This window comes from Allobosea sp. (assembly GCF_051860145.1).
GTDB lineage: Bacteria > Pseudomonadota > Alphaproteobacteria > Rhizobiales > Beijerinckiaceae > Allobosea.
This window is the reverse complement of the sequence record NZ_JBHYEM010000016.1, coordinates 17,303-41,577: the sequence shown is the minus strand read 5'-3', so window position 1 is coordinate 41,577 and position 24,275 is coordinate 17,303. Positions and strand designations below refer to the sequence as shown.

General features: G+C 67.0%; 26 protein-coding genes. 8 read left to right on the top strand and 18 right to left on the bottom strand.

Going from position 1 to position 24,275, the window contains the following annotated elements; translation table 11 throughout:
• Nucleotides 1–24: 24 nt before the first annotated feature.
• Entirely contained in the window at nucleotides 25–1,344 is a 1,320-nt protein-coding gene (locus ACTIF2_RS21280) for an OmpP1/FadL family transporter (protein ID WP_439499118.1), read from the bottom strand.
• Between the two features lie 432 nt (nucleotides 1,345–1,776).
• Here ACTIF2_RS21280 and ACTIF2_RS21275 point away from each other — a divergent pair, with 432 nt between their 5' ends.
• Entirely contained in the window at nucleotides 1,777–2,625 is an 849-nt protein-coding gene (locus ACTIF2_RS21275) for a fumarylacetoacetate hydrolase family protein (RefSeq protein WP_439499117.1), read from the top strand.
• Between the two features lie 468 nt (nucleotides 2,626–3,093).
• Here the strand turns inward: ACTIF2_RS21275 and ACTIF2_RS21270 are convergent, their stop codons facing one another.
• The 10 genes from ACTIF2_RS21270 to ACTIF2_RS21225 form a co-directional block, all read right to left on the bottom strand.
• Complete coding sequence (locus ACTIF2_RS21270; protein WP_439499116.1) at nucleotides 3,094–4,134, bottom strand: helix-turn-helix transcriptional regulator; 1,041 nt, start codon at nucleotides 4,132–4,134, stop codon at nucleotides 3,094–3,096.
• Between the two features lie 201 nt (nucleotides 4,135–4,335).
• Entirely contained in the window at nucleotides 4,336–5,268 is a 933-nt protein-coding gene (gene argC, locus ACTIF2_RS21265) for an N-acetyl-gamma-glutamyl-phosphate reductase (protein ID WP_439499115.1), read from the bottom strand.
• 236 nt (nucleotides 5,269–5,504) lie between these two features.
• Nucleotides 5,505–5,951, bottom strand: a complete 447-nt coding sequence (locus tag ACTIF2_RS21260) for a YybH family protein (protein ID WP_439499114.1) — start codon at nucleotides 5,949–5,951, stop codon at nucleotides 5,505–5,507.
• A 101-nt stretch (nucleotides 5,952–6,052) separates the two neighbouring features.
• Complete coding sequence (gene speB, locus ACTIF2_RS21255; RefSeq protein WP_439499113.1) at nucleotides 6,053–7,009, bottom strand: agmatinase; 957 nt, start codon at nucleotides 7,007–7,009, stop codon at nucleotides 6,053–6,055.
• Nucleotides 7,010–7,030: 21 nt separating this feature from the next.
• On the bottom strand, nucleotides 7,031–7,312 hold the full coding sequence (locus ACTIF2_RS21250) for a hypothetical protein (protein WP_439499112.1): 282 nt from the start codon (nucleotides 7,310–7,312) through the stop codon (nucleotides 7,031–7,033).
• Nucleotides 7,313–7,426: 114 nt separating this feature from the next.
• Nucleotides 7,427–8,179 (bottom strand): SDR family oxidoreductase, encoded by a 753-nt coding sequence (locus ACTIF2_RS21245; protein WP_439499111.1) that lies wholly within the window; start codon nucleotides 8,177–8,179, stop codon nucleotides 7,427–7,429.
• Between the two features lie 122 nt (nucleotides 8,180–8,301).
• A complete protein-coding gene (rpsI, locus tag ACTIF2_RS21240) occupies nucleotides 8,302–8,781 on the bottom strand; it encodes a 30S ribosomal protein S9 (RefSeq protein WP_439499110.1) in 480 nt (159 codons plus the stop codon).
• 1 nt (nucleotide 8,782) lies between these two features.
• Nucleotides 8,783–9,244 carry a 50S ribosomal protein L13 gene (gene rplM / locus ACTIF2_RS21235; RefSeq protein WP_439499109.1) on the bottom strand — a complete coding sequence of 154 codons (462 nt, stop codon included), beginning with the start codon at nucleotides 9,242–9,244 and terminating at the stop codon, nucleotides 8,783–8,785.
• A 185-nt stretch (nucleotides 9,245–9,429) separates the two neighbouring features.
• Nucleotides 9,430–10,182, bottom strand: a complete 753-nt coding sequence (locus ACTIF2_RS21230) for a TSUP family transporter (protein WP_439499108.1) — start codon at nucleotides 10,180–10,182, stop codon at nucleotides 9,430–9,432.
• A gap of 13 nt (nucleotides 10,183–10,195) precedes the next feature.
• Entirely contained in the window at nucleotides 10,196–10,624 is a 429-nt protein-coding gene (locus tag ACTIF2_RS21225; RefSeq protein ID WP_439499107.1) for a PaaI family thioesterase, read from the bottom strand.
• A gap of 95 nt (nucleotides 10,625–10,719) precedes the next feature.
• Between ACTIF2_RS21225 and ACTIF2_RS21220 the strand changes: the two genes are divergently transcribed.
• Nucleotides 10,720–11,550, top strand: coding sequence for an enoyl-CoA hydratase (locus ACTIF2_RS21220; RefSeq protein WP_439499106.1), 831 nt, complete (start codon nucleotides 10,720–10,722; stop codon nucleotides 11,548–11,550).
• Between the two features lie 189 nt (nucleotides 11,551–11,739).
• On the opposite strand, the gene ACTIF2_RS21215 is transcribed toward ACTIF2_RS21220, so the two are convergent.
• Nucleotides 11,740–12,168, bottom strand: a complete 429-nt coding sequence (locus ACTIF2_RS21215; protein WP_439499105.1) for a hypothetical protein — start codon at nucleotides 12,166–12,168, stop codon at nucleotides 11,740–11,742.
• A 145-nt stretch (nucleotides 12,169–12,313) separates the two neighbouring features.
• On the opposite strand from ACTIF2_RS21215, the gene ACTIF2_RS21210 reads away from it, so the two are divergent.
• Complete coding sequence (locus ACTIF2_RS21210; protein ID WP_439499104.1) at nucleotides 12,314–12,844, top strand: CoA-binding protein; 531 nt, start codon at nucleotides 12,314–12,316, stop codon at nucleotides 12,842–12,844.
• A gap of 47 nt (nucleotides 12,845–12,891) precedes the next feature.
• On the opposite strand, the gene ACTIF2_RS21205 is transcribed toward ACTIF2_RS21210, so the two are convergent.
• Nucleotides 12,892–13,488 (bottom strand): COG3904 family protein, encoded by a 597-nt coding sequence (locus ACTIF2_RS21205; protein ID WP_439499103.1) that lies wholly within the window; start codon nucleotides 13,486–13,488, stop codon nucleotides 12,892–12,894.
• 149 nt (nucleotides 13,489–13,637) lie between these two features.
• Between ACTIF2_RS21205 and ACTIF2_RS21200 the strand changes: the two genes are divergently transcribed.
• Nucleotides 13,638–14,915 carry an O-acetylhomoserine aminocarboxypropyltransferase gene (locus ACTIF2_RS21200; RefSeq protein ID WP_439499102.1) on the top strand — a complete coding sequence of 426 codons (1,278 nt, stop codon included), beginning with the start codon at nucleotides 13,638–13,640 and terminating at the stop codon, nucleotides 14,913–14,915.
• A 104-nt stretch (nucleotides 14,916–15,019) separates the two neighbouring features.
• Here the strand turns inward: ACTIF2_RS21200 and ACTIF2_RS21195 are convergent, their stop codons facing one another.
• A complete protein-coding gene (locus ACTIF2_RS21195) occupies nucleotides 15,020–16,096 on the bottom strand; it encodes a COX15/CtaA family protein (protein WP_439499101.1) in 1,077 nt (358 codons plus the stop codon).
• A 117-nt stretch (nucleotides 16,097–16,213) separates the two neighbouring features.
• Here ACTIF2_RS21195 and ACTIF2_RS21190 point away from each other — a divergent pair, with 117 nt between their 5' ends.
• On the top strand, nucleotides 16,214–16,423 hold the full coding sequence (locus ACTIF2_RS21190) for a DUF2842 domain-containing protein (protein ID WP_439499100.1): 210 nt from the start codon (nucleotides 16,214–16,216) through the stop codon (nucleotides 16,421–16,423).
• Between the two features lie 87 nt (nucleotides 16,424–16,510).
• On the opposite strand, the gene ACTIF2_RS21185 is transcribed toward ACTIF2_RS21190, so the two are convergent.
• Nucleotides 16,511–17,563, bottom strand: coding sequence for a polysaccharide deacetylase family protein (locus tag ACTIF2_RS21185; RefSeq protein ID WP_439499099.1), 1,053 nt, complete (start codon nucleotides 17,561–17,563; stop codon nucleotides 16,511–16,513).
• A 105-nt stretch (nucleotides 17,564–17,668) separates the two neighbouring features.
• On the opposite strand from ACTIF2_RS21185, the gene ACTIF2_RS21180 reads away from it, so the two are divergent.
• Entirely contained in the window at nucleotides 17,669–18,952 is a 1,284-nt protein-coding gene (locus ACTIF2_RS21180; RefSeq protein ID WP_439499098.1) for a GNAT family N-acetyltransferase, read from the top strand.
• A gap of 145 nt (nucleotides 18,953–19,097) precedes the next feature.
• Here ACTIF2_RS21180 and ACTIF2_RS21175 read toward each other — a convergent pair whose 3' ends face one another.
• Nucleotides 19,098–21,266: a GumC family protein gene (locus ACTIF2_RS21175; protein WP_439499097.1), complete on the bottom strand. Its 2,169-nt coding sequence runs from the start codon at nucleotides 21,264–21,266 to the stop codon at nucleotides 19,098–19,100.
• 183 nt (nucleotides 21,267–21,449) lie between these two features.
• Between ACTIF2_RS21175 and ACTIF2_RS21170 the strand changes: the two genes are divergently transcribed.
• The gene (locus ACTIF2_RS21170; RefSeq protein ID WP_439499096.1) at nucleotides 21,450–22,010 is read left to right on the top strand and encodes a polysaccharide biosynthesis/export family protein; all 561 of its coding nucleotides are present in this window, start codon (nucleotides 21,450–21,452) and stop codon (nucleotides 22,008–22,010) included.
• A gap of 19 nt (nucleotides 22,011–22,029) precedes the next feature.
• Nucleotides 22,030–23,196: a glycosyltransferase gene (locus ACTIF2_RS21165; RefSeq protein ID WP_439499095.1), complete on the top strand. Its 1,167-nt coding sequence runs from the start codon at nucleotides 22,030–22,032 to the stop codon at nucleotides 23,194–23,196.
• Nucleotides 23,197–23,209: 13 nt separating this feature from the next.
• Here the strand turns inward: ACTIF2_RS21165 and mdtI are convergent, their stop codons facing one another.
• Together mdtI and ACTIF2_RS21155 are read right to left on the bottom strand one after the other, a co-directional pair.
• Nucleotides 23,210–23,548 carry a multidrug/spermidine efflux SMR transporter subunit MdtI gene (mdtI, locus tag ACTIF2_RS21160; protein WP_439499094.1) on the bottom strand — a complete coding sequence of 113 codons (339 nt, stop codon included), beginning with the start codon at nucleotides 23,546–23,548 and terminating at the stop codon, nucleotides 23,210–23,212.
• A complete protein-coding gene (locus tag ACTIF2_RS21155) occupies nucleotides 23,545–23,904 on the bottom strand; it encodes a DMT family transporter (RefSeq protein ID WP_439499093.1) in 360 nt (119 codons plus the stop codon). The genes mdtI and ACTIF2_RS21155 overlap by 4 nt, the downstream gene beginning before the upstream one ends.
• Nucleotides 23,905–24,275: the final 371 nt, after the last annotated feature.

Sequence of the window (24,275 nt, the reverse complement as noted above, 5' to 3'; positions counted from 1 at the left end):
CTTCCTGTCGAGCGCGCAATGCGCTCAGTACTTCCGCACCACCGGCCGGACCGGCACGGTCTCGGTCGGGTTGTCCCAGCGATAGGTCAGGCCGGCAGAGACGATGTGGATGTAAGGCTCGGCTTGGGCCGAATAGAACACCGCCTGCTGCTGCGGATGCCCACCCGTGTAGTTCACCTTCGCCTTGTTCACATGGATATAGGTGTAGCCGATGTCCAGCTTGAGCTTGTCGGTGATCTGATAGCTCGCGCCGGCGCTGAGCCAGAGGCGGTCATTGTCGGAGATGAATATCTGGCGATTCTGATCGTTGACGGCGGAGAGCTCGTAGGCGACGCCGGCGCGCAGCGTCAGGTCCCTGTTGTAGCGGTACTCGGCGCCGGCCGAGAAGAACCAGCTGTCGTCATACTGGAAGTTCAGGCTGGTCGCCGGCGCGCCATTGAACCGGCTGACGATCGGAATGTTGCGGAACCGGCTCCAGTTCGTCCATTCCACGCCGAGATGGGCCTGCCACTGGTCGTTGATCACCTGCGAGACGCCGAAGACGACCGAGTCGGGCAGGTTCAGGTTGGCCTTGACCGGCACCACGGCGAGCGGCGTGCGCAGCGTGCCCTCGAGGGTCTGGCGAATGGAGGAACGATAGGCCAGGCCGATCGTGGTTCCCTGGAGCGGGGTCAGGGTCAGACCGAAGCGGTAGCCGAAATCGATCGTGTCGCCTTCGATGATCACATTCGGGGCTGTCGGGGCGATGCCGGCCGCCTGCTTCAGATTGGCCTTGAAATACTGGACCTGCAGCGCCGCACCGATCGAGAGCCAGTCATTGACCTGGTAGCCGATGGTCGGCGAGACGTTGATCGTCTGCACCTTGGCCGAACGGCCATAGACCTGCGCGGCATGGACCTGATTCTCAGGCTTCGAGCGCAGACCGAAGGGCGCGCCGGTGGTCAGGCCGATCCAGAACCGGTCGGTCAGCTGCCAGGCCGAATAGGAGGCCGGGATGAAGGCGCCGTCGCCGCCGATATTGCCGGTGCCGTTCTGGATCGGGCTCGCCGGGCCGTTGGGAGCACCGAGCCGCGTCACCGAGGTCGGGTTGTAGTCGCCGTTGGCATAGAGATAGGTCGCGTTCCACTGGCTGTTGCGGCCCGGGAACATGGTGATCGTCGCCGGGTTCCAGGCCATCGAGCCCATGCCGATGCCGCCAGCGGCCGCACCTGCATAGGCCATGCCGAGGCCCTCGGCGCTCTGGCCACTGCGAATAGCGAAGGAACTCGCGGAGGCGGCGCCGGCGGCGAGAAGAGCGGCAACGGAGACGGTTGCGGCTGCGGTGTAGCGAACGATGCTCTTCATCGAAGATCCCATCCCCAGGACTGACGTTCTTTCGGGCAAATCACCCGCTTCGTTGACGAGCATGCCGCGCTCGATTTCCCGCCGCAATCCCGCCTCCAATGCCGCGGAATTGCCATGCGCGCCTTGAGGCAGCCCGCAAAAAGCCAAAAATCTCACGAAATCCGACGATTTCTCGCAAGCGTGGACCGCCGGTTGCGAGAAAAAGATCGTTTATATGCGAACTATCGTCATTTTGGGCGTGAGCACGATCCGTCACAGCGCGACAGCATATTGCCGGCAATGGTCTCTTTCGCGCTCGACGTTGCATTCCCGCAACAATTCTCGCGGCCACCCCGCGCAGCCACGCCATGCGCAGGAACGGGCTTGCCTCTAGCGGCCGCTGCGGACAGGATCGCGCCGCCTGATCATATCGATTGAAACGGGGGAAACGACGTGAAACTGGTTCGTTACGGCGCATTTGGCGAAGAAAAGCCGGCGCTGCTGGATTCCAAAGGCGCGCTGCGCGATCTCTCCGGCGTCATTCCGGACATCGCCGGCAAGGCGCTGACCTCGGCTTCGCTGGCGAAGATCAGGGCGCTCGATGCCGACTCGCTTCCCGCCGTGTCGGGCTCGCCCCGAATCGGCGCCTGCGTCGGCGATGTCCGCAACTTCATCGCCGTCGGCCTCAACTTCGCCGATCACGCCGCCGAGACCGGCGCCGCGATCCCGAAGGAGCCGATCCTGTTCAACAAGGCGCCGAACTGCATCGTCGGCCCCAATGACGACGTCGTCATCCCGAAGAACTCGGTGAAGACCGACTGGGAAGTCGAGCTCGCGATCGTGATCGGCGATGGCGGGTCCTACATCCCGGAAGACAAGGCCATGGCGGCGATTGCCGGCTTCTGCATCTGCAACGACGTCTCCGAACGCGAGTTCCAGACCGAGCGCGGCGGGCAATGGGCCAAGGGCAAGGGCTGCCCGACCTTCGGCCCGCTCGGCCCCTGGCTGGTCACGCCCGACGAGGTCGCCGACGTGCAGAATCTCGGCATGTGGCTCGAGGTCGACGGCGAGCGGGTCCAGAACGGCTCGACCAAGACGATGATCTTCGGCGCCGCCTATCTCGTCCATTATATCAGCCAGTTCATGCGGCTCGATCCGGGTGACGTCATCACCACCGGCACGCCGCCCGGCGTCGGCCTCGGCTTCAAGCCGCCGCGCTTCCTCAAGGGTGGCGAGGTCGTCTCCCTCGGCATCGAGGGCCTGGGCACGCAGAAGCAGAACTTCGTGGCCTATAAGGGCTGATCACAAAAAGACGCCGTCATGGCTGCTTGACCCAGCCATGACGGCGTTATGACCTACGCCGCGAATAATTTGTCGCTCTTGCCGCAACCGCAGCAAGGAGCGGCGTGGTCGAGTTCCCTGGCAATCCGGTGCCGCCACGGCCGACGGCGGATGCCGTTATCCCTTCAGAGTTCCGAGCGGCCGCGCCGCCGGCTCGAACCGAGCCTGGCTGCCACACGCGCCTGGAACGAATACCAGACCGGCACACCTGCCACGCGCAGGCAGGCGCGCGGACGGCGGCTCTCCAGGACCGCTCCGGCCCGCGCAAGCGAACGCGACCCGCCCCCGACCCGACCATTGCGTAAGGTCGCACAAATTCGTCCGATCATCGGCCACCCTCCAGTTCCCTGCCCGATAGGCTACGGAGCGGAACGGCGGGTCACCCCCCCTATGGGGGGCGTTTCCGCGACGGCAGCGATATGTTTTTTGTTAAGGCGATGGACAGGGGTCCCTGCCGGGCGGCGCAGCCCCTTGCAGCAGGCCGACGAGATCGGCCTGCCGTCTCGTTCCCGTCTTGCCGAGGACGTATTTCAGAGTGGTGCGTGCTGTGCCCTCGGTGATGCCGAGCAGCGCCGCCGCGTCACGCGGCGGGTGTCCCGCGGCAATGAGCGCCGCCAGCTTCGCTTCGGCGGGGGTCAGGTCGAAAAGCCCCTGTATGACCTTCGCGCCCGGCACCCGGCGCGTCACGACCGGCGTCGCCACGAGGATCGCGACGGCGCCGGTGAAGATGTCGCGGGCGCGCCCCCTGATCGGCGTCAGGTGGACGATGATCGGCGGGCGATAGCCATCGGCGGGAATAGGGATCGAGCGCACCGCGGCGTCATGCGCATCATGCGCCGTGATCGCGAGTGCTGTCTCGAGCAAGCCGTCGGCAGCCTGATCGACAATGCTCAGCCGTGACGGCCGATCGCGAAAGACGTCGGGTATCAGGCCCGTCAGCAGCGCGTTCACGCTCAGGATCCGACCGCCCAGGCCCAGCACGGCAGCCGGCAAGCCCATCAGTTCGAGCGCCTGTGTCGCGGCGCGTGCCCTTTCCAGGCTGAGCCGACGCGAGAGCAGCCCAGCACGCGCGAAATGCGGCCGCAGACGGTTCAGCATGGCGATCGTTGCGCCGTCGACCGGCCCCATGGCGACGGGCCGCTCCAGATGCACGATGATCGTGTCGCCGGAGGGAGCGGCTATCGCAGTCGCGACGCCGGCGCCGTAACCCTGCGGAATGAGAACCTCCTGATAGACCGGCTCGCGCGCCAGTTCCTCGGGCGTGAAGACATCCTGATCGACGAGGAAACCTTCGGCATGGGCGGCCAGCAGCCGCTGGGTGCGCTCGTTCACGGAAATCGGGAACCGCTCCAGCATCTCGAGGAGAGAGCGTTCGTAATATTCCGTCGAGGCGACGAAACGCGGCTCGTCATCGAGAAGAGTGGCGAGCACCGCATCCTTGCAGTGGATCATCGCGGCAGCACGGCGCAAGGTCTCCGGCCACAGCTCCGCAAGGAGAGCAGCCTCATATATGCAATCGACCAGGGCGTTTTCTTCCAAGGTGACAGGCATTAGGATCAGTTCCGCTCGATCATAAACCTCTTTTCTCCAATAACGGCGTTTTGAACAAGTTGTTCAAACAAAAAGCCCGGCCGAAGGCCGGGCTTTCGCAAAACTGTGAAGAGTTCTGGCTCAATCTTCCGGCAGGCCGAGCATCAGCCTGATGTTCTGCACCGCCGCGCCGGACGCGCCCTTGCCGAGATTGTCGAGCTTGGCGACCAGCACGGCCTGACGCAGCTCGTCATTGCCGAAGACCCGCAATTCGAGCCGGTTGGTGTCGTTGAGCGATTCCGGCTCGAGCTTGCCACCGGCCTCCGGCGACAGGACCTTCACATAGGTCGAGCCGGCATAGCGCGCGGCGAGCGCCTCATGCAGGTCCACGGCCTTGGGCTTGCCCGGCAGCGTATCGAGATGCAGCGGGACCGAGACCAGCATGCCCTGCCGGAAATTGCCGACCGACGGCACGAAGATCGGCCGCCGGGTCAGGCGCGCATATTCCTGCAGCTCGGGCAGGTGCTTGTGCTTGAGGCCAAGGCCGTAAAGCTCGAAGGACGGCGCGCTGCCCGCCTCATAGGCCTCGATCATGCTCTTGCCGCCGCCGGAATAGCCGGAGACGGCATTGACCGTGACGGGATGATCCTGCGCGAGCAGGCCGGCATCGACCAGCGGCCGCAGCAAGGCGATGCCGCCGGTGGGATAGCAGCCGGGATTGGAGACGCGGTTGGCATTGGCGACCTTCGCGGCGAAGCCCGGCTCCAGCTCGGCGAAGCCGTAGGTCCAGCCCGGCGCGACGCGATGCGCCGTCGAGGCGTCGACGATCTTGGGGGCGTCCGAGCCCAGTTCATCCGCGAGCGCGACCGATTCCTTCGCCGCCTCGTCCGGCAGGCACAGGACGACGAGATCGACACCGGCCATCATGTCCTTGCGGGCGCCGGGGTCCTTGCGCTTGTCGGGGTCGATGCTCTTGACGACGACCTCCGGCACGGCCGCGAGCCGATCACGGATACCGAGCCCGGTGGTGCCGGCCTCGCCGTCGATGAAGATGGATTTCAGGTTCTGGCTCATCGTGATCCCCCAAGGCGCGCTCGCGCTCGATGGTTGGTCGGCTTCAGGCATAAAAAAACCGCGCTCGGGGCGCGGTCGCGGGCGTTCGGACTAGCAGCCGAGCGTCATCGCGGGCGCGCCGGGGCGGCCTGGCTGGTACGACGTCGGGTCGGGTTCGTGGTCATCATGGGCGAGCTATATGTTCACGGACGGGGCGGGTGTCAACAGTTGCGCACCAGCACGGGTCGCGGGCTGCCTCACCCGGCCTCGAGCCGCGAGGCCGGCTCGTAGCGCCCCTCGAGTCGATTGGCGTGCCGGTGCAGCAGCCGCCATCCGCCCTGCTCGAAGCGAAAGACATGCGTGACGCGGTTGGTCCAGCGCGACGGCGGGGCGCCGGATGCCATGGCGACCTCGAAGGTCTCGATATTCGTGACCAGAGCGAGCGGATCGCCGACCACCATCGTGACGTTCTCATGGGCGACAGTGCCACCTTTGAACTGCTGTCCAGCCCAATCCCAGCGCTTCGAGACCGCATCCCAGCCCTTCTCGTAGCCGCCCCAGCCATAGAAGCTCGTGGCCTCGTCGCTGTGCGAATAAAGCGCCTTGATCGCGCGGACATCGCCATTGGCGACATCGCCGAGGGCCTTGCGCAAGGCCTCAAGCGCCGCGGGAAAGGCATCCGCAGGCGTGGGTAAGCTCGTCATGCCGGGGCCTTTCGCCATCGTCGCGTCTCAAGAAATCCGAATCTTCCGAGGAGCATGCCCTCTTTTCCTGACAATTCGATTCCGCCCGTTCGGAGCGCGATTCAACCGGCCTTCTTCAGCGCCAGCGCCTGGATGTAGTGCTGGGCGACCGCCGCCCCGGCGATCGCGGTCGCATCGGCATGGTCATAAGGCGGCGAAACCTCGACGATGTCCATGCCGCGGAAATCGAGCTCGCGGAGCGCCCAGACCATGCGCAGCGCCTGCGCCGCCGTCAGGCCGCCGGAGACCGGCGTGCCGGTGCCGGGCGCGAAGGCGGGGTCGAGCGCGTCGATGTCGAAGGTGAGATAGGCCGGCCCCTGGCCCACCCGTTGCCTGATGCGCTCGGTCACGCCATCCACGCCCAGCTCGAGGGCCGCATAGGCATCGAGCACCGCGATGCCGCAATCGCGCGGGGCGATGGTGCGGATGCCGATCTGGATCGAGCGCTCGACATCGACCAGCCCCTCGCGCACCGCCTCGAGCATGAAGGTGCCGTGCGAGATCGCGCCGACGCCGTCATCCCAGGTGTCCTGATGCGCGTCGAACTGCACCACCGCGAGCTTGCCGTGGCGGGCGACATGGGCGCGCAGCAGCGGCAAGGTGATGAAATGGTCGCCGCCGAGCGTCACCAGATGCGCGCCGGTCGCGATGATCGCAGCCGCCTCGTGCTCGATCGCCTTGGCGCAGCCCTGCAGGTCGCTGCGCGGCAGCAGGCAGTCGCCGTAATCGACGGCCGAGAGATGCTCGAACGGGTCGATGCGCGAGGGATATTGCGCGTCGCCGTCGAAGATCGCGCTGACCCGGCGCAGCGCCTGCGGGCCGAAACGCGTGCCCGGCCGGTTCGAGACGGCAAGGTCGAAGGGCACGCCCCAGACCACCAGATCGCAACCGGCAACGTCCTTGCTGTAGCGCCGGCGCATGAAGGAGAGCGCGCCGGCATAGGTCGGGTCATGCGCCGGCCCGCGCCTGTCGCCGGTGAAGGCGTGGTCGATGGTGGGTGTGTCGGCCGGTTCGGTCATCTCGGGCATCCGTGAATGCGGTCAGCGCCGCGCGCCGGCGAGCCAGACATAGAGGCACCAGGGCAGGATCAGCGCGATACCGGTCAGCACCAGCCTGAGCGTCGTCCAGGCGATGGGGTATTGCAGCGCGCGGCCATCGAGCTCCGGCACGCCATGGATCAGGCCGAGCGCGAAGGCCGGCGTCAGGAAGATGATCAGGGCATTGGCGATCCGGCGCCCGCGCGCCTCGTCCTGGCGGCCGAGCGCCAGCAGGGCGGGGACGGCGATCATGCCGAAGGCGATGAGGACGAGCAGGATGCGCATGTCGAACAGCCGGACCTGACGAAACGAGCCTGCGGTTTAGCATGGCGGCGGCGCTGTTCCAGCCACCGAGATGGGCAGCTGCAGCCGAATCTGTCGCCAAGAGCCGTCGCCGCGTCAGCGGCCGCCGCCGACACGCAGGATGATGCCTGTCGTATAGGACGACGCCTCGGACAGCAGGAACAGCACGGCCTCTGCGATCTCGTCCGGCGTCGCGGCGCGCTGCAGCGGAATCAGCGGCGCGATCCGCGCGACCCGTCCCGCCTCCCCGGTCGACACCGCATGGATCTCGGTCTCGGTGAGACCGGGCGCGACGGAGTTGACCCGGATGCCGGCCGGTGCCAGCTCCTTCGAGAGGCCGATCGTCAGCGCGTCCACCGCGGCCTTGGAGGCCGCGTACCAGACATATTCGCCGGGCGAGCCCAGCGTGGCGGCAACCGAGGAAATGTTGACGATCGCCCGGTTTCCGATTTCCGGATGCGCCGAGAGGCTGCGGGCCGCCTCGCGGGCGACCAGGATCGCGCCGGTGACGTTGACGTCGATGCAGGTGCGGATGACCTGCGTGTCGGCCTCGGCGAGCGTGCTCGACTTGCCGGTGATGCCGGCATTGTTGACGACCTGGCTGATCGGCCCGAGCGTGACCTTGGTCTCGGCGAAGACATGGATGATGTCGGCCGCGTTGCCCATGTCGCCCTGGAGCGCGAGCGCCCTGGCGCCTTCCGCCTCACAGGCAGCGACCACCCGGGCCGCCGCCTCGGCGTCGCGCTGGTAGTTCACCGCGACATCGTAGCCGCGCTTGGCCGCCATGACGCAGATCGCAGCGCCGATGCCGCGGCTGCCGCCGGTGACGAGAAGGACGGGACGGATCATCGGGGAGCTCCTTGGCGTGGTCTTCATGGGTCGTGCGTGTCGTCGAGATTGGCGAGCCATCAAAACGAAAAAGGGCGGCTCTTGCGAGCCGCCCCGATGCATGAAGGATAGTCCTGAAACGATCAGCGCTTCGAGAACTGGAAGCTGCGGCGGGCCTTGGCCTTGCCGAACTTCTTGCGCTCGACGACACGCGAATCGCGGGTCAGGAAGCCTTCCTTCTTGAGCGGCCCGCGGAGTTCCGGCTCGTAATGGGTCAGAGCCTTGGAGATGCCGTGGCGGACCGCGCCGGCCTGGCCGGAGAGGCCGCCGCCCTTGACGGTGACGATGACGTCATACTGCGTCGCGCGATCGACCAGCATCAGCGGCTGCTGCAGGATCAGGCGCAGCACCGGGCGGGCGAAATAGACTTCCTGATCGCGGGTGTTGACCGTGATCTTGCCGGAGCCGGGCTTGATCCAGACGCGGGCGATGGCGTTCTTGCGCTTGCCGGTGGCATAGGCGCGGCCCTGCGCATCGACCTTCTTGACGTGAACGGGAGCCTCGGGCTGGGTCGACTTCGCGACCTGGCCGAGCTGCTCGAGAGACTGAAGAACCTCGGCCATGTCAGACCCTCGCATTCTTGCTGTTGAGCGCGGCGACGTCGAGCGCCTCCGGCGACTGGGCGGCGTGCGGGTGCTCCGAACCCTTGTAGACGCGGAGATTGCCGAGGATCTGGCGGAAGAGCGGGCCGCGCGGCAGCATGCGCTCGACGGCCTTCTCGACGATGCGCTCGGGGAAGCGACCCTCAAGAATGAACTTGGCGGAACGCTCCTTGATGCCGCCGGCATAGCCGGTGTGGTGGTAATAGACCTTCTGATCGCGCTTGCGCCCGGTCAGGACCACCTTGTCGGCGTTGATGACGATGATGTTGTCGCCACAGTCGACATGTGGGGTGTAGGCGGCCTTGTGCTTGCCGCGCAGGCGCATCGCCACCACGGAGGCGAGACGGCCAACGACGAGCCCGGAGGCATCGATCACAACCCACTTCTTCTCGACGTCGGCGGGCTTGAGCGAGACGGTCTTCATCGCGGCACCCTTCGGTTGCTTGAAAAAGGACAAGCCGCCGGCGGGCCGGCGGCGATGTGAGGCGGTGCTTAGGGCCCGGCCTGCGTCATGTCAATATTCGGATGCGCGTACGGAAGCAAAAAATCCATTAATTCAAGCGCGATAGCGCTATAGGTATCAGGATACCACAACCGCGGCGATGACCCTCACAGAATCTGCCGCAGACCCTGCGCGACGATCAGGACGCCGCCGAGGATGACGACCCCGTCCAGTATCCAGGCATGAGCCGCGATGGGCAGGCGCGCCGTCAGGCGGCGCGCGAGAAACGCGCCGGGAACGGCGCAGGCGCCGATCAGGCCCGCCATGACGAGCGATGACGGCGGCAAGGCGCCCTGCCAAAGGAAGACCGCCGATTTGACGAGGCCGACCGGCAGCGAAATCGCGGCGTCGGTCGCGATCACCGCCATGCCGGTCAGGCCGGCGGAGAGCAGGATCGAGATCAGGAAGACCCCGGAACCGGCCGTTCCTCCAACGAGCAGGCCGTAGCCGCCGCTGGCGAAGGCCAGCCCGCGATCGCCGAGATGGCCGCGCCGGCGCGCAAGAAGGCGCCGCGCCGGAACGAGAACGATCAGCACGGTTCCGATCAGCACCATCGCCCCGGCGCCGGACAACAAGGTGTAGCCGTAAGCACCGAGCGCCGAGGTCGGCAGCGCGCAGAGCGAGACGATGCCGGCGCGGCGCCAGTCGAGATGCTCGCGGAAAGCGATGAGCCGGCTGGCATTGGTGGCGAGCGCCGACAATCCGATCACCGGAACGACCGCCTCAGCGCCGATGATCGGGATCAGGACCGGCGGCAGGAGCAGCCCCGTGCCGTAACCGGCGACGCCGCCGACGACCGATGCCAGGAAAGCGGTCGCGGCGACGAGGACATATTGGAGCAACGAGACGTCGGCGGTCATGCCGGGCTTCTGGTCAGGAGTGCGCCGGAATGGAATAGGTCCCGGTCGCGTGGCAGACCATCTCGGGGTCGCCCTGGGAGAACAGCGCGATCTCGCCGATCGCCAGCCGCTTGCCGAGCTTGAGCAGCTTCGCCTCCGCGATCAGCGCCGCCTGGCCCGGCTTGCGCAGGAAGTTGTAGTTGAGGCTGGTCGTCACCGCGAGGGCGACCGGGCCGATCTGGGCGAGGATCGCGACATAGAGTGCCAGATCGGCGAGCGCCATCATGGTCGGGCCGGAAATCGTGCCGCCGGGACGCAAATGCCGCTCGTGATAGTCGCAGCGCATCCGCGCCGTCAGCGGCCCGACCTCCTCGATGAAATAGGTGCGCCCGCCATAATGGAGCTGCGGGAAGACCTGGTCGAGATAGGCCTCGATCTCCGAGACGGTCATGCGGGGGGTCATGGGCGGAAAACCGGCGATCGTTGAGGAGCGGGCTCCTCCCCTTGCAGCATGGCGATCCGGCTCCGACAATAGGCATGGATGCGAAAGGCCACGCCATGAACGCCCATACCAAGCCCGATCCCACCAAGCCTGATACCGCGCCCGCGCTTCTTCGCGAGGACCATGACGGCATCGCGACGCTGACGCTGAACCGGCCGGCGGCCCGCAACCCGCTGAGCGAGGCGATGCTGGCCGCGCTGCGGGACGCGTTCGTCGCCATCGCCGCCGACAGGAGCGTGCGCGTCGTGGTGCTGACCGCAGCGGGCCCCGTCTTCTCGGCCGGGCACGACCTCAAGGAAATGAGCGCCCGGCGCGGCGACGGCGATCGCGGGCGAGCCTATTTCACCGATGTGCTGGGCCGCTGCTCCGCCATGATGCAGCAGATCACCGCCCTGCCCCAGCCGGCGATCGCCGCCGTCGAGGGCACCGCGACCGCGGCAGGCTGCCAGCTCGTCGCGACCTGCGATCTCGCCGTCGCGGGCAACGAGGCGCGGTTCTGCACGCCCGGCGTCCATATCGGCCTGTTCTGCTCGACACCGATGGTCGCGCTCTCGCGCAACCTGTCGGCCAAGCACGCGATGGAGATGCTGCTGCTCGGCGAGATGGTGCCGGCGCAGGAGGCGATGCGGATGGGGCTGGTCAACCGTGTCGTGCCGGCCGGCGAAGCGCTGGCCGAGGCGCATCGGCTCGCCGCCGTGATCGCCTCGAAATCGCCCGCGACCGTCAAGACCGGCAAGCGCGCCTTCTACGAGCAGCGCGAGATGGGCCTCGCTGCCGCCTATGACCACGCCTCGGCGGTGATGGCCGAGAACATGCTGGCGCGCGACGCCGAGGAAGGCATCGGCGCCTTCATGGAGAAACGCCAGCCTGTCTGGCGCGACAGCTAGATCGCCGTGCGTCCTATCGGACGCAAGGTGGCGATCTATCTTTTTGTTTTAGCATCGGATTTTTCCGAAACGTGGATTCCACTTTTCGGTCCGATGCTCTAGGCGCCGGCCGTCATCTGGCCGCGCTGCGTATCCTGCACGCGGCAACCCGACGAGGTCGCCGCGTGGGCCAGCCAATCGCGCATCCCGTCACAGGATCGCGGGATAATGTTCCGGCATCTCGGCCTGCGGCCGCGCCTTCTCCGCTTCGGATTGCGGATCGGCCGGCAGCTGCAGCACGGTGGCCTTCTGCCCCATCGACAGGTTCGTCAGCAGCAGGACCTGGCCGTCGGGCAGTTCGAGCGCATCGTGATGCGCATAGGGCTTGTCGAGATCGATCTGACGGAAGCGTGCGACCCGCGCCGCGATCTTGCGATGCGGCAGGAAGCCGACCAACCGGTCACATTCGATATCCTTCTCGAAGGCCAGCTCCGTGCCGGGCAGCACGCAGACAGCAACATCCGGCTCAGCGGTTGTGCGGAAGCCGCGCGTGCTCGAGTTCGGGAAGCTGGTCGTGGTCAGTTCATCGCCCACTTTGGCTGGAGTGGACATCACATTGTGCAGACTGTAATCGCACATGGCAGACCCTCCTTTCATGGCGGAACAACCGGGCTGTTCGGCCTGTGTTCCATTCCATCAGATAGGAATGATGAAGCTGGGATTCAGCCCCCCGCGAAAGCCGGATCTGGCAGGTTGCAGCGTCTTTCCGAGAGGTTCCAGCGCCTTGAATCACGAGAGCTATGACGATGCGCTGATCCGCCGCATCCTGCGCGAGGTGAAGACGATCGCGCTGGTCGGCGCCTCCGCCAGCGAGGCCCGCCCGAGCTGGATCGTCACCAAATATCTCATCGACCGCGGCTATGACGTGATTCCGGTCAATCCCGGCCTCGCCGGCCAGACCCTGCTCGGCAAGACGGTCTATGCCTCGCTGAAAGACATCCCCGGCCCGATCGACATGGTCGAGATATTCCGCAATTCGGCAGCCGCCGGGCCGATCACCGACGAGGCGCTCGCGCTCGACCCACTGCCGAAGGTGATCTGGATGCAGCTTTCGGTGCGCGATGACGCCGCCGCCGCCCGCGCCGAGGCCAAGGGCGTCACCGTGATCATGAATCGCTGCCCCAAGATCGAATATGGCCGGCTCTCCGGCGAGATCGGCTGGCAGGGCATCAATTCGCGCATCCTGTCAGCAAAGAAGCCCCAGCTCGCCGGCAAGGGCTTTCAGAAGCTGACGATCAACCGGCCGGGCACCTGAGCCGGCGCTCCCGGTTCATTGCGCTCCCGATTCATGGCGCTCCCGGTTCATGGCGCCGTCAGGCTGGTCGCGATCCGCAACTCCTGCGCCGTGCGGGCGTTCGGACGAAACAGCGTCGTTATCGACGCCTTCTGCATCAGGTCCGCTGCCCGCGGCATGCCCATTTCGGCATAGTATGCACGCATCCGTGCAGTGCCGCGTTCACTGTGCTCGCCGCTGCGGATACGGTTGCCCTTGCTGTGCGACGGGTGAAACCCGAGCCCGGCATGGCCCGAGAGCCCCTCGAACAGTCCCTCGGCGTTGACATAGTGTCGATGCACGCCGCCGGCGAAGATGAAGGTGCAGGCGCTGTCGCAGCTCGTGCGGCCAGCATCGACGGCCGTCGCCAGCCCAGCCTTGCGGATCATGCGCCCGATCGCCATCGCCGGCGTCAAGAAGCCGCCTTCGCTCGACAGATGGATGACTTTCAGAGGCTGGGAACGCGGCCGTTCAAGGAAGGCCTTGAAGGTTTCCTCGTCACCATGCTCGATCGAGCCGCTCAGCCATGCCGAGGCGCCATTCTCGGAAAGCCAGATGGCGCGGGCGGGAAAGGTTGAAGCAAGAGAACAGGCAATCACTACGGCACAGGCCCAGGCCAGTCGCATCCAAATCCCCCACCCGAATTCACGCTGCGAGTTTTGGCGAAGGCCGCAGGTTACGCAAGGGGATGCGGCGAACAATTGACGTCGCCAAGAGCGTTCGTTAAATCGAACGATATCGCCTTTCAACAAGACATCTCGCCGAGGAACCGTCCATGACCGATCGCGCCCCGGGTTTCCACACGCTCGCCATCCATGCCGGCGCGGCCCCTGACGCCGCCACCGGCGCGCGCGCCACGCCGATCTATCAGACGACCTCCTTCGTCTTCGACGATGTCGACCATGCCGCTTCGCTGTTCGGGCTGCAGGCCTTCGGCAACATCTATACGCGCATCGGCAACCCGACCAATGCCGTGCTCGAAGAGCGCGTCGCGGCGCTCGAGGGCGGCACGGCTGCGCTCGCCGTGGCGTCAGGCCACGCGGCCGAATTCCTGTGCTTCCACGCGCTGATGCAGCCGGGCGATGAGTTCGTCGCCGCCAAGAAGCTCTATGGCGGCTCGATCAACCAGTTCAACCATTCCTACAAGAATTTTGGCTGGAACGTGATCTGGGCCGATTCCGACGATCTGGAGAGCTTTGCGGCCGCGGTAACGCCGCGCACCAAGGCGATCTTCATCGAATCGATCGCCAATCCGGGCGGCGTCGTCGTCGATATCGCCGGCGTCTCGGCAATCGCCAAGAAGCACAACATCCCGCTCATCGTCGACAACACGATGGCGAGCCCCTACCTGATCCGCCCCTTCGAGCATGGCGCCGACATCGTCGTGCACTCGGCCACCAAGTTCCTAGGCGGGCATGGCAACTCGATCGGCGGCCTGATCGTCGATGGCGGCTCGTTCAACTGGGTCGGCGACGAGCGCTACCCGATGCTCTCCAAGCCGCGCCCGGAATATGGCGGCATGGTCCTGGGCGAGACCTTTGGCAATTTCGCCTTCGCCATCGCGACCCGCGTGCTCGGCCTGCGCGACATGGGCCCGGCGCTCTCGCCCTTCAACGCCTTCCTGATCCTGACCGGCATCGAGACCTTGCCGCTGCGCATGCAGCGCCATTGCGAGAGCACGCTGGCGGTGGCGACGCATCTCTCGAAGCATGCGGCGATTGACTGGGTCAGCTATCCCGGCCTGGCCGGCGACAAGTATCACGACCTCGCCAAGCGCTATTCGCCCAAGGGCGCCGGCGCGGTCTTCACCTTCGGGCTGAAGGGCGGCTACGACGCCGGCGTCAAGCTGGTCTCGAACCTCAAGCTGTTCTCGCATCTGGCCAATATCGGCGACACGCGCTCGCTGATCATCCACCCCGCCTCGACCACGCATCGCCAGCTCACGGATGCGCAGAAGACGCAGGCCGGCGCCGGGCCCGAGGTGGTCAGGCTCTCGATCGGTCTGGAGGATGTCGCCGACCTGATCGATGATCTGGAGCAGGCGCTCGCCTGACCGGCAGCCGTCATTCTCGGGCGAAGCGAAGCGCAGACCCGAGAATCTCAGGCAGGAAGAGGCTCCCTTTCATCGGGAGCCCTCACGGTCAAGAGATGCTCGGGTCAAGCCCGAGCATGACGGGTGCCGGACGACGCGCTCCGCGTCACATGCACCACGGCCATCGCCAGCACCAGGAAGGCGAGCGCCTGATGCGCCAGCCCGGCCCAGAGCGGCACGACGAGGAGCAAGGTGGCGATGCCGAGCGCGCCCTGCGCCAGCGTCAGCCCGGCCAGCGCGGTCGCGCGCCTGGCCGGCCCTGAGCCCGGCGCCGCGCGGCGCATCGCAAAAGCGTGCCAGAGTGCCAGCGCCAGCAGCAAATAGGCGCCGAGGCGGTGGTTGAACTGCACCAGCGCGACATTATCGACAAAATTCTCCCAGAACGGCGTCTGCGCGAACAGGGTCGAGGCGGCCGGCACGAGCCCGCCATCCATCAGCGGCCAGGTGTTGAAGGTGAAGCCGGCGCGAGAGCCGGCGACGAGACCGCCGAGCGCGATCTGGGCGAAGGTGAGCGCGAGCAGGATCCAGGCGGCGGCACGCCCCCTCGCCGCCTCGGCCCGCCGCGGCGGCGTCAGCCAGGTCGCGAAGGCGACGACGGAGGCGAAGAACAGGCCGGCGAAGGTCAAGTGCAGCGTCAGCTTGACCGGCGCGACGGCGACCATGCCGGGCTCGAGGCCGGAGGCGACCATGATCCAACCAATCGCGCCCTGCAGGCCGAGCAGCAGCCCCATGCCGAAGAGCACGGCGCTCTGCCGCCAGGGCAGGAGCCGGCGCAGCGCCACGACGAGGAAGCCAAGGAGATAGACCAGCCCGATGAAACGGCCGAGCTGGCGGTGGCCCCATTCCCACCAATAGATGAACTTGAACTCCGCCAGCGCCATGCCGGCATTGAGCAGCTGGTATTGCGGGCTCGCGCGGTATTTCTCGAATTCGAGCGCCCAGGCGGCATCGGAGAGCGGCGGGATCGCGCCCGTGACCGGCCGCCATTCGGTGATCGAAAGCCCCGAGCCGGTGAGCCGCGTCGCGCCGCCGACGACGACCATGATGAAGACGAGCGCGGCGGTGATCCAGAGCCAGCGCCGGATGCCGGCATGGGCGCCGGGATTCGCCTCGGCAGCGGTCTGATTCAGGGCTAGGGTCACGGAAACGGAGCCTTCGGTCGCAGAGAGGACGCTTCACAAGCGCGGTCGCGGGTGACAGATAGACCCCGCGCGGCAGCGGAACAACGCCCGCGATGCCGCAGCGCCCGGAGACGAGAGATGAGCCAGAGTCACCGCAAGCTGATCGGAACGGTCGTGATCCTCGCCTTCGTCTGCGTCTACGCGCTCGTCGCGATGGCACTGGCACAGGGGCGGATCACCGAGGCCCCCAAGCTGGTGCAGACGATCGCCTATATCGCGCTCGGCCTCGCCTGGGTGTTGCCACTGCTGCCGCTGATCCGCTGGATGGAGCGGAAGGACGAGGCGTAAAGGCCGTCATGCTCGGGCGGAGCGAAGCGCAGACCCGAGAATCTCCTGAAAGAGATGCTCGGGTCGAGCCCGAGCATGACGAACAGCCTACCCCACATTCACCTTCCGCCCGCGATTCCACAGCAGGAACGGCAGCCCGGAGAGCAGCGCCCGCACGGCCTCCTCGCTCTGGTGATGGCCGTTCAGCGAGACCCGCGGCAGCGCATGGAGATGGCGCGCATGCGGCTCGAAGAGATGGCCCGGCCGCGTCGTGACCGCGCTGGCGAAACCCGCCTCCTGCGCCAGCCCGAATTCGCGCGGACCTGCCGAGTTCGGGTCGCCGACCGGATAGGCGAAATGCCGGATCGGCAGGCCGAGCTCGGCTTCCAGCCGCGCCTTGCTCTCCACGATCTCGCGCCGCGCCACGTCCTGCGGATGCTTGGCCAGCATCGGATGGCTGAGCGTATGCGCGCCGATGGTCACGCCCGGCGCGCCCGATAGGGATCGCAGCGTTTCCCAGGGCAGGCATTCGCGCTCGACCAGCGCGGCAGCGTCGATCCCGACCTGCCGCGTCAGCTCGGAAATCGCTGAGAGCAGAATCGCTTCCGGCTCCTTGCGCAGACGCCAGTAGAGCGTCGCGAAGGCGAGTTGTTTTTCCCGGTCAGTCTCGGTGCGGGCCAAGAAACCGCCGCCCGGAAGATCGAGGGAGAAGCGCGGCAGGACGCGGATCGCCTCCTCCAGCTCCAGCCACCAGAGCCGCGCCGTGCGGTCCGCGAAACCCGGAGTGACGAACAACGTCCAGGGCACTCCGTGCTTCGCCAGTACCGGCCAGGCATGGTCGAGATTGTCGCGATAGCCGTCGTCGAAGGTCAGCGCGACGAAGAAGCGGCCCGGCTTGACATCGCCGAGCCGGACCAGCGCCTCGTCGAGCGAGACGAGGTCGTAGCCCTCCTCCCGGATCAGGCCGAGCGCGAGATCGAGGAAATCCGGCGTGATCTCCAGCAGCCGGTTCGGCGCGAAGCCGGTCTCGCGCCAGGGCCGGACATGGTGCAAGGTCAGGATCATGCCGCGCCCCTGCGCGAAGCCCCTGCCCCAGCGGTCGGCGCCGGTCGCCGCCATGACCCTGAAGGCGGCGGAAAAGGCTTTGTGGCGCAGGCTCATCCCGATCTCGGCCGAAACCGCTCGCTAACGTTGTTCGCCGAAGCTTCGGCCTCTCGCGAAGAGTTTGGCAGGTCTGTTCACAATAGCGGGTTAAAAGGACGCGGAATGCTGCCGCCAAAGGGTTCCGACACGATGTCCGCACTCGCCGAACGCGCCGTGACGCCGGCCTCGGCTCTCTCGCTCGCGCTGGCTCCCGGCCGCGACAGCGAACGCGCGCGGCCCTGGCACAGCGTCACCATCACGCCCGACCTCGCGGCGATCGCGGCGGATTGGCGCGAGCTCGAGGCCCGCGCGCTCGTCACGCCCTATCAGGCGCTGGGCTGGATCGCCCCCTTCGTCGAGACGGTCGGCGCGGCGCATCAGCAGGATTTCCGGCATGCCGTCCTGCGCGATGCCAACGGACTGGCGCAGGCCATCCTGCCGCTGGTGATCACACGGCGCAGCGGCATCCGCTTCGCCGAATTCATCGGCGGCAAGCACGCCAATTACCATATGGGGCTCTATGCCCCCGGTTTCGCCGCAGCGCTCGATCCGGCGGCTGCCCGCGCCATGCTGACCGAGATCGGCGCCGGCATCGGCGGGCTCGACGGCTTCATCTTCGTCAACCAGCCGGTCGAATGGCAGGGCGTGCCGAACCCGACCGCGCTTCTCGCCGCGGGCCCGAGCCCGAGCGGGGCCTACAAGCTGGCACTGATGCAGCATGACTGCGAAGGCACCTTGAAGCGGGCGATGAGCACGCATGCCCGCAAGAAGCTGAAGAACAAGCGTAATCGCTTCGCCGGCTTCGGCGCCTCTGCGCTGGTCAGGGCCGTGACACCCGAGGAGATCGAGCGCGTCATCGACGCCTTCCTGGCGCAGAAGGCCGTGCGTTTCGCTACGATGGGCGTGCCCGACCCCTTCGCCGAACCGGGGCTGCGCGCCTTCCTGCGCGGCGCGGCGACGATCCGGCCCGAGGAGCCGCCGGCGCTCGAGCTCTATTCGCTCGATGTCGAGGGCCGTTCGGTCGCGACCTATGTCGGCGCGGTTCAGGGCCAGCGCTTCTCCGGGATGGCGACCTCCTTCGACATGGACAGCGAGATCGCGAAGACGAGCCCGGGCGAGATCCTGCTGGTCGACCTGATCAAGCTGAAATGCCACGAAGGCATCCGGGTCTTCGATCTCGGCGTCGGCGAGGCGCGCTACAAGACCACCATCTGCGACGACCGGGACGAGCTCGTCGACACCTTCCTGCCGCTGACCGCGAAGGGCCGGGCCTATGCCTGGTTCAGCCGCGCCAAGCGCGTCGCCAAGCGCCGGATCAAGGGCTCACCGCTGGCGCTGAAGATCGCGCAGCGCGCCTCGGGCTGGCTGAACCGGCGCGGCCGCCGCATGGAAGCCGACGAGGGCTGATAGGTCGTTCCGGTACGCTGGCCGCGGCTACTGCAGCTCGTCATGCTCGCCCTTGTGGCGAGCATCCACGTCTTGAACACTGCCCACGATAAGCGAAGACGTGGATGGTCGGGACAAGCCCGACCATGACGGGAACGGCCGCAGCTCAGGCCATCGCCTCGTCGCGCTCGCGGGTCGGGAACGGGCCGGCAGGCGGCTCATCGACGGCGTCGAGGACCAGGACGACCGGGGCCTTGGTGAAATCGGTGATCCGGTAGGCGGCCTCGACGGCATGGCCGTTGCCGACCTTGCCGGCCATGACGAGCGCGCCCTGGGCGCGCACCACCAGCGGCGCCAGCACGGCGCTGTCATCGCCCGAATTCGCCGCGACCAGCACCCAGTCATAGGTCTCGCAAAGCGCGTCGAGCGCGACCTCGACGATATCGGGCGCGGCCAGGACCGCCTCGCGGCCGGCGAGGCCGGGACCGATCCGGTGCAGGCGCGAGCCGGGCTCGCGCATGATGATGTCGGAGAACAGGGCTTCGCCCGCGAGGAGCTCCGAGAAGCCCGCCTCCGGGGCCTCTCCGTCGGCGGCGAGGTCGACGAGGATGCAGCGGCAGCGCTTGGCCAGCAGCTCGGCGAGGTCGCGCGCGCTGGTCGCCTCGGGACCGGCCCCGTCAAGGACGACGACAAGCGGCGCCATGCCCCGCGGCGGCTCGACGACCCGCTCGGCGAGAGCCGCCAGGGCCTCGTCGGGATCGGCGAGGTCGACCGTGATCTGGCCGAGGCGGCCGCCATGAGTCAGAAGCCCCGCCACCCGTTCGCGGCGCGGATCGGCGCTGCCGGGGCGGGACGGCATGGTGGCGCCGCCGCCGACCCAACCCGGAGCGCGGCGCTGCCCGCCGGACCCTGCCGGCGCGCCGGCATTGCCGTTCAGCAGCTCACGCGCGACGACCGTCGAGAGCGCGACGAGGAAGGTCGCCAGCGTCGCCACGATCATGGTCGGGATCTTTTTGGGGAAGGACGGCTCGGTCGGCTCGATGGCGCGCGAGATCACCCGCGCATCGGCCGGCGTGGCGTTCTGGGTGTCGCGCGCGATCGCCTCGCGATAGCGCAGCATATATTGCTCGAGCTGCTCGCGCAGGGTGCGCGCCTCGCGCTCGAGCGCCCGCAGCTGCACCTCGCTGTCATTGGCGCTGGAGACGTTCTTCTTCTGGCCGTCGAGCGCGGCGGTGAAGCTCTCGACGCGCTGGCCGGCGATCTTGGCCTCGTTCTCGAGCATGCGCACGGTGCGCTCGGCGGCAGCGCGGAGCTGGCCTTCGAGATCGACGAGTTGGGCGTTCAGCTCCTTGATGCGCGGATGCTCCGGCAGCAGCGAGCGCGATTCCAGCGCGATCTGGGCGCGCAGGTTGACGCGCTGCTCGATCAGCCGGCGCACCAGCTCGTTATTGGCGACATCCGGGATCTCGAAGGTGCGGCCCTGCTTGATCGCGTCGCGGATGATGCCGGCCTTGGCCTGCGCCTCGGCCTGCTGGGTCCGGGCGCTGGAGAGCTGCGTCGACAGGTCGGCGAGCTGCTGGGAGGTGATGGTGGTGTTGTTGGTGCCGACCAGCAGGCCGTTGCGCGAGCGGAAATCCTCGACCTTGGCCTCGGCCTCGGCGACGCGCTTGCGCAAGGGCTCGATCGTGGTCGAGAGCCAGGACGAGGCGCTGCGCGCGGTATCCTGCTTCGCCGCCTCCTGCAATTCGAGATAGGATTCGGCGATGATGTTCGCTGCCTTCGCCGCCAGAGCCGGGTCCTGCGAGGTGAACTCGACGGCGACGATGCGCGAGCGGCCGACCGGATAGACCAGCAGCCGGTCGTAGTATTTCTCCAGCACCCGCTCCTCAGGCGAGCGGTCGGCCGGATGCGCGCCCAACCCGACCAGCACGCCGAGCTTCTTCACGGCGCCGAGCGCGCCCGCGCCGGAATCGAATTCGGAATTGCCGACGAGCCCGATTCGCTTGATCGCCTCGCGCGCCAGGTCGCGCGACATGATGACCTGGACCTGGCTCTGGACGGCCTCGCTGTCGAATTGCTGCCCGGTCGATTCCGTCGCGCTCTGGCCGGGGCGCGTGTAGAAGCTGTCACGATTCTCGAGCAGGATGCGCGCCTCGCCCGTATAGCGCGGCGGGATCAGGTTGACCGCGACGAAGGAGAGGCCGAGCGCAGCCAGCGTGGGCCCGATGATCCAGGCCTTGCGGCGCTTGATCGCGGCCCAGAGGGCGGCAAGGTCGAGCATGTCGCCGCGGCCTTCGCCGGCATCCCGCGCATCGCTGTCGGTTCGAGCGGTCATGACCCATCCATTCACGCAAAACTCTCGCGTCCGGGACAGGACGCTGGGTCAATCAAAGCTGATTAAGGTTATTGCGGAGTTAAGACGCGCTTTCGCCTGGGGTTCGGGCAAGGCGGCGCGATCAGGCTTTGTTAACCATATCGCCCTAACCCTGACCTCGCATTTGGATAGGTTCAGCAAGTGATGAGTCGACCGCTCGCCTCTCTCGCTCTGGCCGTCGCGCTGGCGGCGAGCGCCTGCGCGCCGCGCTATGTCGCGCCGGAATTGGCGGTCGCCGATATCAACGCGCCCTATCGGCTGGCGAGCGGCGACCGGCTGCGTATCATCGTCTTCGGCCAGGACAACCTGTCGAACGTCTATGCCGTCGACGGCAGCGGCCGGATCGCGATGCCGCTGATCGGCGCGGTCGACGCGCAGGGGCGGACGACGCAGCAGCTTGCCCGCGAGATCGAGGGGCGCCTGCGCGCCGGCTTCCTGCGCGAGCCGAAGGTCTCGGTCGAGGTCGATGCCTACCGCCCCTTCTTCGTGCTGGGCGAGGTCACCAATTCCGGCCAGTTCCCCTATGTCAACGGCATGACCGTCCAGACCGCGGTCGCGATCGCGGGCGGCTTCACCCCGCGCGGCCAGCGCGACTATGCCGAGGTCACCCGGCAGATCGACGGCCAGCTCGTGACCGGCACCGTGCCGATCACCTATCAGGTGCAGCCCGGCGACACGATCGTCATCAAGGAACGCTGGTTCTAGGCCTGAGGGGGCAACGGTCATGGCGGACGCTCCCGGCGTGAGGCCGCTACGCATCCTGCACGTCTTCCGCGCGCCGCTCGGCGGCCTGTTCCGGCATGTGCTCGATCTCGCGCGCGGCCAGGCCGAACGCGGGCACGAGGTCGGCATCTTCTGCGATTCGACCACCGGCGGGGTCCGCGCCGACCAGGTCTTCGCCGAACTGGCCGGGACGCTCTCGCTCGGCATCACGCGCGTGCCGATGTCGCGCTATCCGAGCCCGACCGACGCCATGGCGCAGATCAGCGCGGTCCGCACCCGCGCGCGGCTCGCACCCGACATCGTCCATGCGCATGGCTCGAAAGGCGGCGTTTATGCGCGCCTGCCTGCCCTGCTCTCGCCCGGGCGGCGTTATGTCACCGCCTATACGCCGCATGGCGGCAGCTTCAACTACAAACCCGGCAGCACCGAGCACCGCGTCTACATGGCGGTCGAAAGGCTGCTTGAGCGCGCGACCGACATGTTCTGCTTCGAGAGCGCCTTCATCGCCGGGCGCTTCGAGGCCTATATCGGCCACAAGCCGCGCAGCGACCACCGGATCGTGCTGAACGGCATCTCGGAAGCGGAATTCGCGCCGATCGACCATTCGGGCGCGAGCTTCGACCTGCTTTATCTCGGCGAATTGCGCTCGGCCAAGGGCGTCGACACGCTGATCGACGCGCTGGCGCTGCTGAAGCGCCGCGACGGCCTGCAGCCACGCCTCCTGATCGTCGGCTCGGGCCCCGACGAGGCCGAACTCAAGCAGATGACGGTGGAACGCGGCATCGGCGAGCAATGCGTCTTCGAGCCGCCGGGGCCGATCCGCACGGCCCTGTCGAAGGCCCATGTCATGGCGATTCCCTCGCGCGCGGAATCGCTGCCCTATGTCATCCTCGAAGCGGCCGCCGCGGCCCAGCCGCTGATCTCGACCGATGTCGGCGGCATCAAGGAAATCTACGGCCCGCTTCATGCGCACCGGCTGATCGCGGCGAACGACCCGGTCATCCTCGCCGAGGCGATCCGCAGCGCGCTCGCCATGCCCGAGGCCGAGCGGCGCGAGCAGTCGGCCGATCTCGCGAAGCATGTGCGCGCGAATTTCCGCATCGACACGATGGTGGACGGCGTGCTCGGCGCCTATCGCGACGCGATGGCGCGCCGCGCCCGACCCTGAGCCCGGCTGGCTTTCACACCAGCTTCAGGGCGACGACGCCGGCGACGACCAGCGCCATGCCGATCCAGCCCGAGGGCCGGATGCGCTGGCCGAAGGCGAGCATGCCGATGATCGCGGTGATCACCAGCCCCGCGCCGCCCCAGACCGCATAGGCGACCGACAGGTCCATGCCGCGGATCGCCTGGGCCAGCGCGGCGAAGGCGCCGATGACGAGCAGGATGCCGAGCGCACCCTGGGCGCGCCGCTTCATCCCGTCGGAAAGCTTGAGCAGATAGGTGCCCGCGACTTCGAGCACGACCGCAAGCGCCAGCCAAGCGAAGGCCAGCGACTGCGGCAGAAGGAGGATGGTCACGCCAGCCTCCCCTGCTCGTCACCCTCCTCAGCGCCATGACCGACCCCGCGCTCGAGCAGCACGATGCCGGCGATGATCGCGGCGAGCGCCAGGAGGCGCCCCGGCGACAGATGCTCGCCGAACAGGAGGTGACCGGCGGCGGCGATGCCGACGATGCCGAGCCCTTCCCAGACCGCATAGGCGACAGCCATCGGGATGACCCTGAGCGCCACGCTGAGCAGCGCGAAGGACAGCCCGATCAGGGCGAGCGGCAATGCGGTCAGGAGCCAGGGCTCCGAGACGACCGACTTCAGCGCGGCCGTCGCGACGATCTCGACGGCGATGGCCGCGAGCAGGAATAACCAATGGAAAGACATGTTGCACACGGGCGAAGCCGGCGCTGGACGCCGCGGGGGCGGCGTTAAGGCAGCTAAGCAAAGCTAGAGTTTAGACAACGAGTTCCGGATACGAAGCCCCGGCAGGAAAAACTGCAGGGGCGGCACAGCGACTTGTCTCACAACCACGAAGGGCCGAGACAGGTTCCGCTCAAAAATGTGCTTCTCAGACACTCATCGCCGCTGGATATGCCAATTTCATTGCTTTTTGTCAACTTGAAACAGCTTTTTCAGCGTTTTCGGAGCAGGAAACGATATCAAAAACACTTCGTTATACCTGAGCTAATACCTTGTCGGGCCGAGGGAAAATCGCGCTTTCTGCGGCTGCGGAATTATTCGGGCTCAGCGTGTCG

What these genes read in the sequence shown, in the direction of transcription:
- ACTIF2_RS21280 (WP_439499118.1), bottom strand. Translation starts at nt 1,344, where the DNA reads ATGAAGAGCATCGTTCGCTACACCGCAGCCGCAACCGTCTCCGTTGCC.
- argC (WP_439499115.1), bottom strand. Translation starts at nt 5,268, where the DNA reads ATGAGCCAGAACCTGAAATCCATCTTCATCGACGGCGAGGCCGGCACC.
- ACTIF2_RS21260 (WP_439499114.1), bottom strand. Translation starts at nt 5,951, where the DNA reads ATGACGAGCTTACCCACGCCTGCGGATGCCTTTCCCGCGGCGCTTGAG.
- speB (WP_439499113.1), bottom strand. Translation starts at nt 7,009, where the DNA reads ATGACCGAACCGGCCGACACACCCACCATCGACCACGCCTTCACCGGC.
- ACTIF2_RS21250 (WP_439499112.1), bottom strand. Translation starts at nt 7,312, where the DNA reads ATGCGCATCCTGCTCGTCCTCATCGCCTTCGGCATGATCGCCGTCCCC.
- ACTIF2_RS21245 (WP_439499111.1), bottom strand. Translation starts at nt 8,179, where the DNA reads ATGATCCGTCCCGTCCTTCTCGTCACCGGCGGCAGCCGCGGCATCGGC.
- rpsI (WP_439499110.1), bottom strand. Translation starts at nt 8,781, where the DNA reads ATGGCCGAGGTTCTTCAGTCTCTCGAGCAGCTCGGCCAGGTCGCGAAG.
- rplM (WP_439499109.1), bottom strand. Translation starts at nt 9,244, where the DNA reads ATGAAGACCGTCTCGCTCAAGCCCGCCGACGTCGAGAAGAAGTGGGTT.
- ACTIF2_RS21230 (WP_439499108.1), bottom strand. Translation starts at nt 10,182, where the DNA reads ATGACCGCCGACGTCTCGTTGCTCCAATATGTCCTCGTCGCCGCGACC.
- ACTIF2_RS21225 (WP_439499107.1), bottom strand. Translation starts at nt 10,624, where the DNA reads ATGACCCCCCGCATGACCGTCTCGGAGATCGAGGCCTATCTCGACCAG.
- ACTIF2_RS21220 (WP_439499106.1), top strand. Translation starts at nt 10,720, where the DNA reads ATGAACGCCCATACCAAGCCCGATCCCACCAAGCCTGATACCGCGCCC.
- ACTIF2_RS21215 (WP_439499105.1), bottom strand. Translation starts at nt 12,168, where the DNA reads ATGTGCGATTACAGTCTGCACAATGTGATGTCCACTCCAGCCAAAGTG.
- ACTIF2_RS21205 (WP_439499103.1), bottom strand. Translation starts at nt 13,488, where the DNA reads ATGCGACTGGCCTGGGCCTGTGCCGTAGTGATTGCCTGTTCTCTTGCT.
- ACTIF2_RS21200 (WP_439499102.1), top strand. Translation starts at nt 13,638, where the DNA reads ATGACCGATCGCGCCCCGGGTTTCCACACGCTCGCCATCCATGCCGGC.
- ACTIF2_RS21190 (WP_439499100.1), top strand. Translation starts at nt 16,214, where the DNA reads ATGAGCCAGAGTCACCGCAAGCTGATCGGAACGGTCGTGATCCTCGCC.
- ACTIF2_RS21185 (WP_439499099.1), bottom strand. Translation starts at nt 17,563, where the DNA reads ATGAGCCTGCGCCACAAAGCCTTTTCCGCCGCCTTCAGGGTCATGGCG.
- ACTIF2_RS21180 (WP_439499098.1), top strand. Translation starts at nt 17,669, where the DNA reads ATGCTGCCGCCAAAGGGTTCCGACACGATGTCCGCACTCGCCGAACGC.
- ACTIF2_RS21175 (WP_439499097.1), bottom strand. Translation starts at nt 21,266, where the DNA reads ATGACCGCTCGAACCGACAGCGATGCGCGGGATGCCGGCGAAGGCCGC.
- ACTIF2_RS21170 (WP_439499096.1), top strand. Translation starts at nt 21,450, where the DNA reads ATGAGTCGACCGCTCGCCTCTCTCGCTCTGGCCGTCGCGCTGGCGGCG.
- ACTIF2_RS21165 (WP_439499095.1), top strand. Translation starts at nt 22,030, where the DNA reads ATGGCGGACGCTCCCGGCGTGAGGCCGCTACGCATCCTGCACGTCTTC.
- ACTIF2_RS21155 (WP_439499093.1), bottom strand. Translation starts at nt 23,904, where the DNA reads ATGTCTTTCCATTGGTTATTCCTGCTCGCGGCCATCGCCGTCGAGATC.